Source organism: Acinetobacter sp. YH12136 (assembly GCF_013418545.1).
Classification (GTDB): domain Bacteria; phylum Pseudomonadota; class Gammaproteobacteria; order Pseudomonadales; family Moraxellaceae; genus Acinetobacter; species Acinetobacter towneri.
The window spans coordinates 1-12,518 of the sequence record NZ_VPBV01000007.1 but is presented as its reverse complement, the minus strand read 5'-3'; the positions used below and the strand labels follow the sequence as shown (position 1 = coordinate 12,518).

The 12,518-nt window shown below is 42.8% G+C and carries 10 protein-coding genes and 1 pseudogene; 7 read left to right on the top strand and 4 right to left on the bottom strand.

What is annotated here, in order from left to right:
- The first annotated feature begins 77 nt into the window (after positions 1–77).
- The 6 genes from FTU71_RS04675 to FTU71_RS04650 all read left to right on the top strand — a co-directional run bounded on the left by FTU71_RS04675 (position 78) and on the right by FTU71_RS04650 (position 6,487).
- A complete protein-coding gene (locus FTU71_RS04675) occupies positions 78–1,268 on the top strand; it encodes a PLP-dependent transferase (RefSeq protein WP_096901361.1) in 1,191 nt (396 codons plus the stop codon).
- Between the two features lie 51 nt (positions 1,269–1,319).
- On the top strand, positions 1,320–2,903 hold the full coding sequence (locus FTU71_RS04670; protein WP_096901360.1) for a helicase HerA-like domain-containing protein: 1,584 nt from the start codon (positions 1,320–1,322) through the stop codon (positions 2,901–2,903).
- Between the two features lie 239 nt (positions 2,904–3,142).
- Positions 3,143–4,354, top strand: a complete 1,212-nt coding sequence (gene hmpA / locus FTU71_RS04665) for an NO-inducible flavohemoprotein (RefSeq protein WP_096901359.1) — start codon at positions 3,143–3,145, stop codon at positions 4,352–4,354.
- A 92-nt stretch (positions 4,355–4,446) separates the two neighbouring features.
- A complete protein-coding gene (locus FTU71_RS04660; protein WP_004974689.1) occupies positions 4,447–4,890 on the top strand; it encodes an Rrf2 family transcriptional regulator in 444 nt (147 codons plus the stop codon).
- 130 nt (positions 4,891–5,020) lie between these two features.
- Positions 5,021–5,857, top strand: a complete 837-nt coding sequence (gene yihA / locus FTU71_RS04655) for a ribosome biogenesis GTP-binding protein YihA/YsxC (protein ID WP_096901358.1) — start codon at positions 5,021–5,023, stop codon at positions 5,855–5,857.
- 216 nt (positions 5,858–6,073) lie between these two features.
- Positions 6,074–6,487 carry a VOC family protein gene (locus FTU71_RS04650; RefSeq protein ID WP_019836869.1) on the top strand — a complete coding sequence of 138 codons (414 nt, stop codon included), beginning with the start codon at positions 6,074–6,076 and terminating at the stop codon, positions 6,485–6,487.
- Between the two features lie 78 nt (positions 6,488–6,565).
- Here FTU71_RS04650 and FTU71_RS04645 read toward each other — a convergent pair whose 3' ends face one another.
- Both FTU71_RS04645 and FTU71_RS04640 read right to left on the bottom strand, forming a co-directional pair.
- A complete protein-coding gene (locus tag FTU71_RS04645; protein ID WP_004974680.1) occupies positions 6,566–7,807 on the bottom strand; it encodes a dicarboxylate/amino acid:cation symporter in 1,242 nt (413 codons plus the stop codon).
- Positions 7,808–7,972: 165 nt separating this feature from the next.
- A complete protein-coding gene (locus tag FTU71_RS04640) occupies positions 7,973–8,845 on the bottom strand; it encodes an acyl-CoA thioesterase II (protein ID WP_096901357.1) in 873 nt (290 codons plus the stop codon).
- 304 nt (positions 8,846–9,149) lie between these two features.
- Between FTU71_RS04640 and plsB the strand changes: the two genes are divergently transcribed.
- A complete protein-coding gene (gene plsB, locus FTU71_RS04635) occupies positions 9,150–11,714 on the top strand; it encodes a glycerol-3-phosphate 1-O-acyltransferase PlsB (RefSeq protein WP_004974675.1) in 2,565 nt (854 codons plus the stop codon).
- 90 nt (positions 11,715–11,804) lie between these two features.
- Here plsB and FTU71_RS04630 read toward each other — a convergent pair whose 3' ends face one another.
- Positions 11,805–12,140: a type II toxin-antitoxin system HicB family antitoxin gene (locus tag FTU71_RS04630; RefSeq protein ID WP_096901356.1), complete on the bottom strand. Its 336-nt coding sequence runs from the start codon at positions 12,138–12,140 to the stop codon at positions 11,805–11,807.
- 126 nt (positions 12,141–12,266) lie between these two features.
- A pseudogene (locus FTU71_RS04625) lies at positions 12,267–12,518 on the bottom strand (zinc ribbon domain-containing protein); the annotation flags it as partial.

The window sequence follows — 12,518 nt, the reverse complement described above, 5'->3', positions numbered from 1 at the left end:
CGTTCAGCTTTTTATAGCTTTAAGCCTGTGTTTCTCTTAATCTAAAGCCAATATGGTTTTATTTTCTGAGTGAACCTGTGAAGAAAAATGCTCAAACTGCTTTAATTCATGCACCAAGACGTGCCCCACAATATATTCAAACGGTACAGCCTCCCCTATTTCGTGCATCGACCATTATCTTTGAAAACACAGATGCACTGTTTAATCGACACTGGACTGATGCTTATGATTATAGCTATGGCACACATGGCACACCGACTACATTCACACTCGCTGATCAGATTGCGCAATTAGAAGGTGGTGAATACTGCTTACTCGCACCAAGCGGACTATCAGCAATTAATTTGGTGAATTCCTGCTTTTTAAGTCAAGGCGATGAAGTTTGGGTGGCTGACAATATTTACGGCCCAAACATGGAGCATTTACGCAATTTAGAGCAGCGTTACGGCATCACCGTACAAGTCTACAATCCAATTTATGTCGATAGCTTTCAACCTTCTGCCCAAGCCAAACTGATTTGGCTGGAAGCGGCAGGTTCGGTCACACTAGAGTTTCCAAACCTAACTACATTAGTCAAAAAAGCCAAATCACATCACATGCTCACAGCCTTAGATAACACTTGGGGTGCAGGACTTGCGTTTAATGCTTTCGATTTTGGTGATGAACATTTAAGTGTCGATATAAGCGTCCATGCCCTGACCAAATACCCAAGTGGTGGTGGTGACATTTTAATGGGATCTGTCGTGACCCGTGATCAACACTTACATCATCAACTGTTTCGTATGCATGCCATTCAAGGTATTTGCGTATCGGGGGATGATGTCGCGCAAGTACAACGCAGTTTGGCTTCGATGCAACTACGTTATGAGCACCAAGCAAAAAGCACAATTGAATTACTCAACTGGCTGAAACTACAACCACAATTTGCTCAGGTGTTGCACCCTGCCGATGCCACATCTGCGGGGCATGCGTATTGGAAAGAAATTTGCCGCGATGGACACAGCGCAGGTTTGGTCAGTGTGATTTTTAAGCCTGAATATGATTTAGCCGCTGTACGCCAATTCTGTGATGCACTATCTTTATTTAAACTCGGCTTTAGCTGGGGCGGCCCCGTAAGTTTAGTGATGCTTTACGATCTCAAGTCCATGCGTACCCTAGAGCACTCTCACTTGGCTGAAGGATTATTGGTGCGTTTTTGTATTGGGCTAGAACATCCTGCAGATTTAATTCAAGATATTCAAAATGCCTTACAAAGCTTCAGCGACTAATGCAGCACAGATCATCATTTTAACAATAGCTATATAAATCAGGATAAAAATATGAGTACAGCAATCGTTATTGGTAAAAAAACTGCCGACGTTCAACAAGACGTGGTTTTACATTCACAGTTTGCCAACCGCCACGGTTTAATTGCAGGTGCAACAGGTACAGGTAAAACCGTCACCTTAAAAGTCTTGGCAGAAAGCTTTTCACGAATTGGTGTACCCGTATTTTTAGCCGATGCCAAAGGCGATGTTTCCAGTCTAGCCAAAGCAGGCAGCAGCAGCCCAAAGTTTGATGCACGTATTAAGAGCTTAGGTATCGAAAGCATTCCGTTTGCAGCATCTCCTGTGGTGTTTTGGGATTTATTTGCCGAACAAGGTCATCCGATTCGTACCACCATTTCTGAAATTGGCCCGTTATTATTGGCGCAAATGCTGAACCTGAATGACACCCAAGAGGGCGTGTTGTCTGCGGTATTCCGTATTGCCGATGATCAGGGTTTATTACTGATTGATTTTAAAGATTTAAAAGCCATGCTGACCTATGTCAGCGAACACGCCAGTGAATTTAAAGCTGAGTATGGCAATCTTTCTCCAGCCAGTTTGGGTGCGATTCAGCGCAATTTACTGGCTTTAGCTGATCAGGGCGGTGATAAATTCTTTGGTGAGCCGAGTTTGGATATTTTGGATTTTATTCAAACTGACAGTCAGGGACGCGGCAATATTAATGTTTTGGCTGCAGACAAACTCATGAACACGCCAAAACTGTACGCCACCTTTTTATTATGGATGTTATCAGAACTGTTTGAACAATTGCCTGAAGTGGGCGATATGGACAAGCCAAAGTTAGTGTTCTTTTTTGATGAAGCACACTTGTTATTTGACAATGCCAGCAGCGCGCTACAAGAAAAAATTGAACAAGTGGTACGTTTGATTCGCTCTAAAGGCGTGGGGATTTATTTTGTGACCCAAAACCCGCTGGACTTGCCTGAAAGTGTATTGGGACAATTGGGTAACCGTGTTCAGCATGCCTTACGTGCTTTTACACCCAAAGACCAAAAAGCGGTAAAAACTGCCGCAGATACATTCCGTGCCAACCCAGACTTTAAAGTTGAACAAGCCATTACCGAACTTGCGGTAGGTGAAGCCTTAATTAGTTGCTTAGATGAACAAGGCACACCGCAAATTGTAGAACGTGCTTGGGTAATGCCGCCCTACTCATCGTTTAGCCCAATTAGCACAGAAGAACGTCAAGCCTGTATCAGCCAGAGTGTTATTGCAGGTGTGTATGAGCAGCAATTAGATCGTGAAAGTGCTTATGAAATGCTGCAACAAAAAGTTGAACAACGTCAGCAACTAGCCGCAGCAGCAGAACAAGCTAAAATTGAAGCCAAAGAAGCTGAAGCACGCGCCAAGCAAGAGGCTAAAGAAGCCGAAGCACTCGCCAAACAACAAGCGCGCGAGCAAGAACGTCTAGCCCGCGAACAGCAAAAAGAAGCAGAACGCGCTGCCAAACAGCGTGAAAAACTGACTCAGGATATTGTGGGTACCTTTGCCAAAAGCGCAGCACGCAGCTTAGGCGGTTCTACTGGGCAGAAAATTGTACGAGGTTTGTTAGGGTCATTATTTGGTAAGAAATAGCATGTTATAAACGATGAGGTTTGTATAGATTTCATTCATGGATGCACCATCCAAAACCTAAATGAACACTTACAAACCTCTCGCTGTCACATCTACAAACCCCATAAAAACTTTAAAAATAATGGGATATTTTTATAATCCATATTTTTTTTAAGGTTTCACAAAAAAATGTTTGCAATCCTTATTTATAAGATGTATTTTGAATACATCTTATAAATAACAGCCATGAGAGATCGAACATGACTCCACAGCAAATTGACCTTGTAAAAGCAACTGTTCCTGTACTCCGTGAAAATGGTGTCGCACTGACTGGTTATTTCTATAACCGCATGTTGGGGAATAATCCTGATCTAAAAGAAACCTTTAACATGGGTCACCAACGTAGTGGTGCGCAGGCTCAAGCGCTTGCAGGTGCTGTATTAGCTTATGCTGAAAACATTGAAGATCCTTCTGTGCTTGCGCCTGTGATTGAATTGATTGCCCACAAACACGTGAGCTTAAACATTCAAGCACCTGACTATAATATTGTGGGCGAAAACCTACTTCACTCTATTAGCGAAGTATTAAATATTTCAATGGAAGATCCTCTAATTGATGCATGGGCAGCTGCTTATGGTCAGTTAGCAGAAGTGTTTATTAATGCTGAACGTGCAATCTACGAACAACACGAACAAACTAAAGGCAGCTGGTTAGGCTGGCGTAATTTCAAAATTGCCAAGAAAGTTGTAGAAAGTGACGAAATCACTTCAATCTACTTCGAGCCAGTAGATGGTAGCGATTTACCAAAATACGAAGCAGGTCAATATATTTCAGTACGCGTATTTGTACCTGAACTTGGCTTGAAGCAACCACGTCAATACACGCTATCGACTAGCCCACAACAAGATTACTTACGTATTTCTGTAAAACGTGAGCCAGGCAATGGTGCAGATAAAGTTGCAGGTTGGGTATCGAACGTATTGCACCAATTACCAGAAGGTTCTGAAGTTGAAGTATCTGCACCAACAGGTAACTTCTTCCTCATCGACAGCAACAAACGCAATGTCTTCATTAGTGGCGGCGTTGGCTTAACACCAATGATTGCAATGTTGAATCAATTGGTGACTTTAGATGTGCCACAACCTGTGACATTTATTCACGCATGTCGTAGCAAACAAGTACATGCCATGAAACAGCATCTCCAAGACTTAACTGCAAAATGTCCACGTATTCATACGTTGACTGCGTATGAGTTCCCGAACGAAGGTGATGTACTGGGTCAAGATTACGATGTTGCAGGTCGTTTAGACCTCAGCACTGTAGATGCAGCGCTGTTACCAGCCGATGCAGATTACTACTTATGTGGTCCAATGCCATTCATGGCAGAACAGCGTAAAGCTTTACTTGCGCGTGGCATCAAAGATGAGCAAATCCATAGCGAAGCGTTTGGTACAGGTGGTGTTCGCCACTAATCTAAAGCGTTAAAAGCTAATAGGTAAGGCTAGTCTAGTTATGCTAGACTAGCCTTAATTTATTTGTATTTTAAAAAAACATCTGTGCGATCATGCAATTAAATAAATTCACCGACTATGCGCTGCGTATTTTAATGTATATCTCGCGTCCTCGAGATGTACCCTATACCATTGCGGAAATTGCACAGGATTTGCATGTTTCCCAGAACCATCTGGTAAAAATCGTTCACTTTATGGGTAAGCAAGGATGGCTAATTACCACTCGTGGTAAAGGTGGCGGGATTCGCTTGCATCCTGAAGCATTGCCTTTGCGTTTAGGTCATGTGGTGAGAATCCTGCAAGGTGAAAATCAAATTGTAGAGTGTAATACCCCGCCCTGCGTGCTGCGTGCGCAATGTGGACTAAAAGGCATTCTCAATCAGGCAATGGAACAGTTTTATCAAAGCTTAGATCAATACAGCTTGGGTGAAGTGCTACAGCCTGTACCCAATTTACAGTTCAGTACACAATCTCCAATCCCGCTGATTCATCTTTAAAGTAACTTAAACGGTCAAAGCAATATCATCCTAGATGTTGCTTTTTTCGGGCATTCAGGGCGCAAAGGTCGCTTGCCTGTATGACTTGCTTTATAATGCCTGTTTGTAGACCATGAATTGAAGTTAAGTTATGCACCATAGCAGAGGAAAATCGAAAAACAGTAAGGCAGCAGCACAGCCACGGCAGAAAATTAGCTACGAGAAAAAAGTAGACCCTGCCATTACTGAATACTCTGTTCGCGCCTTAAACTGGCTGCGTAAAGCCGAGTTTTTAATGAGTGCGCCTAAACTGAATTTATGTGTAGAAGATACTGGCTACGAAGTGGCTTTTGCAGGACGCTCCAACGCAGGTAAGTCCAGTGCAATTAATGCTTTAACCAATCAAAAACAATTGGCACGTGCTTCTAAAAAACCGGGTCGTACTCAAATGATCAACTTCTTTAGTTTGGGCAACCCCGAACAGCGTTTGGTCGATTTACCCGGTTATGGTTATGCAGCCGTACCTGAAGCCATGAAAATTGTGTGGCAAAAAGAACTCGAAAATTATTTGATTCATCGTAAAAGTTTACAAGGCTTGGTGTTACTGATGGATATTCGCCATCCCTTACAGCACTTTGATGTGATGATGCTGGAATGGGCGTATTCGCGTAAATTGTTCGTGCATGTATTGCTCACCAAATCGGACAAACTCAACCGCGGCCCTGCCAATAAAGTATTGCTTGAAGTCAAACAGCAGTTGAAAAAGATGAAACTAGATTTCTCGATTCAATTGTTTTCATCACTCAATAAGCAAGGTTTGGAAGAACTTGCGAGTGTGATGGGCGGACGTTTGAACTTTACCTTAGAACAAGCGCATCAATTTGATTTAGACAGCATTCCAGAAGCGACTGGCGATGATGTTGATGTTGATCAGCCTGAATTTTTAGAAACTGACGATTTAACCGCATCTGATACCGAAACCAAATAGTCCGTTAAATTACTGACTATTGGTCTATAATATAAAGTCCTATTCGCTCAATCTCGAATAGGACTTTTTATTTGTATGTCCACTTTCAGTTTTACGCCGTAATCACAATCTCCCTCTCCACCAAAGTTGCACTTTACAACGCAGCCAGAAATGCCCTACTGTCAAGATCATAACAATTAAACGTTTAAACAATTACATAAGATAAGGAGATCAAACATGCAGGCACACATTTCAGTGATTACCTTAGCGGTAGAAGATTTACAACGTGCACTCGATTTTTACCGCGACGGCTTAGGACTTGTAACTGAAGGCATTATTGGACAGGAATTTGAACAAGGTGCGGTGGTCTTTTTTGAACTGCAAGCAGGCTTAAAACTGGCTTTATGGTCTAAACAAAGTTTACAACAAGATACAGGCTTAACAGGTACAGCCAGCAGTGCTGCACAAATCACTTTAGGACATAATGTACATAGCCCACTCGAGGTCGATCAGGTATTGAAACAAGCAAAAAATGCAGGTGCGAAAATTTTAAAACCTGCACAGAGCACCTTTTACGGCGGTTATGCAGGTTATTTTCAGGACTTAGATGGTCATATTTGGGAAGTGGCCTACAGCCCATGTTGGGATTAATCTGCTTTGGCTCATGTCTTTACATAGCACAATAAAACAGGATGATGCTGAAAACTTGATTCGATTTTAAACCCATTATCAGGAATGCAGTGCAGGGTCATCACGAGTATGCCGATCGACCACCACACTAATCATCATATCGCCCTGCACATTGACCACAGTACGCACAGTATCCAACAAACGGTCGATCGGCAATAAAATCGCAATCGCTTCTGCAGGCAAGCCCACCGATTGTAATACCATAATCATCGTCACCATACCTGCGCTTGGAATACCAGGCGCGCCCAAAGAAGCGATCATGGCTGTGGCACAGACAATTAATTGCTGTCCTAAACTTAAATCCAGCCCCATTAAATTGGCAACAAACAAAGCCGCTGCAGCTTCATACAATGCCGTTCCATCCATATTCAGTTGTGTACCTAACGGGATCACAAAGCCTGCAGTTTGCGGACGCACACCTAAATTTTCCTGCGCACATTTCATCGAAAGTGGCATAGTGGCAGAACTGGAACTGGTGGCAAAAGCCGTAATTAAGGCAGCACGTGTGCCTTTAAAAAAGGTGATCGGATCCATTTTGCCAAATATCCACAACAGCAAAGGCAAGACCACCACACCATGAAAAATCGTGGTGCCCGTGACCACTGCAGCAAACTCTGCCAAACGACTCAGGACTGAAATATCTTCGGTTGCAACCAACTTAGCCAATAAAGCAAAAATCCCCAAAGGTGCCAGTTTCATTACCCAGCCAATCATCAACATCATAATTTCAAAAAATTGCTGACTGAGTTTACGTACCGTTTTAAAGTGCTCCCCGCCTTTGACCAGCGCCACACCCACCAATAAGGCAAATATCACCACTGCCAAAACATTACCCTCGGCAAAAGCTTTAAACGGATTGATTAAGGTGTTTTGAATGAAATTGGTAAAAAACGAAGACGGCGTAAGCGTGTCTGGGCTTTGATGCTGCGCCATAGCATCTTGAAACATCACAATATCTACGCCTTTACCCACTGCAAATAAATGCGCACACGCCAAACCTAAAATTAAAGCCAAAGTCGTGGTGGTGACACAACACGCCAACGTAATTTTCCAGACTCGACTCAATTGCCCTACAGCCTGTAAGTTCGACACACCGACCACAATTGAGCTAAAAATTAGTGGGATCAGCAGCATTTTCAGTAAACCAATAAAAATACTGCTCATTAAACCAATGCCATACAAACTGGCGCTAAAAAATGTGCTGTCTGGAAATAGATTCAGAATAAAACCAAACACCACACCCAAAATTGCGGCAATTAGAATTTGTGTATTGAGGCTCATACGCAATTGAGTTTTTTAATGTGATGTGTGGACTATGCCATGTGGCTGAAATTGAATCGAGTATTATTTTTCTAGCGCACTTTGATTAGGTTCAGATCGTGCTTCAGGATGTAAAAAAGCCGACATGAATGTCGGCTGATGAATGTAGATTTTAAAGGCTATATTTTATTGCGTTTCGATTTCACGTAAACGAATCAAGCCTTCCTGACTGGTGCTACACACCAATTCACCATTTTGCCACATGCGCCCAAAGTTCAAACCACGCGAACTAGTGCTAATGGTGGCTTCCATGTCGTACAGCATCCAGTCATCCACACGGAACGGTTTATGGAAATACATGGCATGGTCAATACTGGCACACTGCAAACTTGGTGATAAATAGCTCAAACCATGCGGACGCAGTGCTGTGGTCATTAACGTGAAGTCTGAATAAAATGCCGCAATTGCCTGATGCAAAGACACTTCATCCACCTCTGGTGAAATGCTGTCATGGGTACGAATGTAGTGCGCATAAACAGGCGCTTCAGGCTGGGGTAAAAAAGGATTGCTCGGGTTAATTGGACGAATTTCAACATGACGATCACGCATAAAACTGGCGCGAACGTTTTCAGGTACAAATTCAACAATATGCTGTTTTAATTCAGCTTCATTTTTTAAAAGTTCAGCGGCGGGATAATTCGGCTCTGAAATTTGATAGTTCAAGCCTTCTTCCAATGGCGCAAACGACACTATTGCCGTAAAAATAGTACGTCCATGCTGAATGGCACGCACCTGACGGCTAGAAAAACTTTTACCATCTCGTAAGCGGTCAACCTCATAAATAATGGGTGCGTTGACATCTCCACCAAACAAGAAATAAGCATGTAAGGAGTGCGCAGGACGATCAGTGGTATAAGATGCAGCACGTAAAGCCTGTCCCAAAACCTGTCCACCAAAAACACGTTTACCCACCAAGTTACGACTGATACCTCGGTAGATATTTTCTTCTAACTTTTCTAAACAAAGAAGTTCAACCAGCTCTTGTGTGAGTGCGTTCATAACTAACCTATGTATGGCGGAAATTGGGGATGCGGGATCGAAGTCGATGAAAAAATAAATCGTCAAAATAAACTGACTATTTTAAGCCTGCTATTTTGCCATAGATTCTGCATCTTTTACCCATCAAAGACTGACCGCTGTGTCACAACTTAGCCGATCAATTTTGCTAAAAATACGATTTTTAACGATAAAATCTAACAATATTCATGCAAATTATCTAAAAATGCAGCGCGATTATTAGATACAATGACGCAAAATAAATTCCCTACTGGCTAGGGACTTAGGTGATGAAGTAGGAGTGAATATGTCCAAGCGTGGTTTTGGTCAAATGTATCGTCAGCTTTCTGGTAAGCTGCTTGACCTTGTGGTGACACCGCATGTTTTGGGTGAAGTCCCTGTCAAGGATGCGCAAAGTGTAGACTCAAATGCCACTCGCACCAAGATAACTTGCTACGTATTGCAAAATCACTCACGCAGCAATGCCTTGGTGGTCGATGGCGAAACACGTCGCTTAAAACTCACGCCTGCGCTTGATCCATTGGTGATGGGTTCACATAAAGAAAAAGCCTCGATTCTGTTTTTACAGCATCACGATGAGAACAACCTACTCAATCCACCACCTTATGCTTTTCCGCCACGCTTGTTACGTTTAATTGAACAATTAGAACAACACCCAGAACTTGATATTGAATTGGTACCTGTGACCGTGTTGTGGGGACGTTCTCCAGATAAAGAGGATTCGTGGTTTAAACTACTGTTTACCGATACGTGGGCAACGCCTGGCACAGTCAAGCAGTTAATGAATATTGGGGTGCATGGTCGTCAGTCTTATTTGGAATTTCACGAGCCACAATCATTACGCGCTTTAATTGAACATGCCAAAACTGAGCATCCGAACCTGTCGCCTGCGACCTTTATTGTTAACACTCTAAATAATTACTTAGATGGACAACGTGAAGTCGTACTTGGCCCAGACTTGTCTGACCGCCGCAATGTCATGCTCAGTCTGATTAAATCTCCCGATGTGCAAGATGCCATTCGTCGTGAAAGTTTACGCAGTAAAATTAGCGTGATTGAAGCCGAGCGTCGTGCGATTGGTTATTTAAATGAAATCGTGTCGGACTACTCTCATGCAGCGGTACGCTTTGCCGATATGGCACTGACCCGCTTATGGACACAATTGTACGATGGCGTGGAAGTGCATAATTTTAGTACCGTGCGCGAACTGGCCAAAGACTATGAAATTATCTATACCCCATGTCACCGCAGTCATATCGACTATTTATTGCTGTCTTATGTGATTTACAAACGCGGCATGATGGTGCCGTACATTGCTGCGGGCGATAACCTGAATATGCCATTTGTAGGTCAATTGCTTCGTGGTGGCGGTGCGTTTTTTATCCGTCGTACTTTCCGTGGCAACGGCTTATACACAACCGTCTTTAAAGAATATTTATTCAGTATTTTGTCGCGTAACACGCCGCTTGAATACTTTATTGAAGGTGGACGTTCACGTACAGGCCGCTTGTTGCCACCAAAGACAGGCATGCTCGCCATGACCATTCACAGTCATTTGCGTGGTCGTGCTAAACCGATTGCTTTTGTGCCAACTTATATTGGTTATGAACGCCTGATGGAAGGTTCAACCTATGTCGGTGAAATGCAAGGCAAGCCAAAAGAATCTGAATCGCTAATGGGCATTTTAAAAACCATGCGCAAGATTGAACGGATTTTTGGCAAGGTGCATGTCAATTTTGGCGAACCTGTGTTTTTAGATGATGTTCTAAAACAACACGATGCCGAACACATCAGCATTGAAAAAAATGATGATCCTATTCCACCACAAGTGTCAGATGCAGTGAATACTTCAGCACATGCGATTTTGGAAAACATTAACCGTGCTGCGGTAATTAACCCGGTATCTTTGTTATCGCTGATTTTACTGGCAACACCAAAACATACCTTGGATGAAGAAATTTGTGTGAAGCAGTTAGACACTTACCGTAATCTGCTCACTGCCCTGCCTTATGATGAGCGCACTCAAGTCACACCATTATCAGGTAAAGAAATTATTGCCTACGGCTTAAAACTCAAACTGATTAAACGAGTGCAGCACGTTTTGGGCGATATTATCGCGATTGAAGACCATCAGGCGGTGTTACTCACCTACTTCCGCAACAATATTTTGCATGCCTTTGTCTTACCATCTTTAATTGCCGCGTTGGTAAAACATAATGGTTCGATTCGCCGTGGCGATTTAATCAACGTCATCCGCACCTTATATCCGTTCCTGAAAGCCGAGTTGTTCTTAAAATGGCAAGATCAGGAACTCAAAGAACGAATTTGTGCCTATGTAGAAGCGTTAATTCAGGCCAAATTGATTTCTGAAGATGCGGAAGGCAACTTAATTTCACCTGCACCAAATAGTGAAGATCACAACCAATTGGTAGTATTGGCTGCACCTGTAATGCAGAGTTTAGAGCGTTATTACATGACGCTGGCGCTGATTACACAACGCGGCTCAGGCAATATTTCGGCACGTCAGGTCGAAGAGTTGAGCCATTTGGTCGGTCAGCGTTTGTCGGTGCTGTATGAATTCAATTCACCTGAATTCTTTGACAAAGCCTTATTCCAAAGCTTTATTAAAGTTTTGACTCAGCAAGGTTATATCAGCACCAACAGTGACAATGCGATTGTGTTTGATGACAACTTTAAAAACGTCGCGCAATACGCCAATTTGGTGTTGGATGATGTGACTTTGCAGATGCTGCAACACATCACCACCTTTAGTGATGAAGAATTGCGTGAGGCTTTGGAGGCACTTGCTGCACAACAAGCGAAGAAACGCTTGAAACGTAAGAAGAAGTAGTTTTCACACAAAAAAGCATAGCGATCTGTATAACAATGGGTCGCTATGCTTTAAATTGAATATAGAACAAAATTTATAGCATTGATAAAATCATCCACCTAAGCGCATTAATTTCTCTTGAATTGCATCACTCACAAATGCATTCAAAGAACTATCTTCCGAAGCTAAAACAGCTTTGCGATGTAACTCAGGACTGATACGAACATTAAATGTTCCCTTGAATGGCTGATCGGGTTTCTTCCCTAATTCTGCACAAGAACCTAAATATCCATCTACCGATTCCTGAAAAGCTTGCTCAAGTGTTTTTAAGGTTTCAGCCTCATAAGTAATAAGATCTCGAATGAACGCCAATTTTCCAAACAACTCACCTGTTTCAAGGTCTGGTTCAATCGTCCCGAGATAACCTTTGTATTTAAAATAACTCATAAAAAACCCTCCTGCTTGAGTGCTTGCTTTACAGCTTTCAATGCCCCACCTTTGATTTCATTTTCAGGGTGAGGTCGATGCAGTAAAATCATGTGCTCGGTTTTGAGGTTTTGACATCCTCCCCCCTTAAAAGAGGGTGATTCCTACAGCTAGACGCTTATGCCCAAGCGCAAGAATGTTTAGAGCTTATATCTCGATCATGAGCTGTACCACAGCTCATGCACTCCCATTCTCTTATTCCAAGATCTGTACTACCTTTGGGACTACTTGAGGTGATCTCACCGCAGCACGAACAGATTTGGGTGGTATAGGCTTCTTGGACTTCTTCAAACAATACGCCTGCGTTCTCGCATTTATACTTGAGCATTGTTTTTAGTG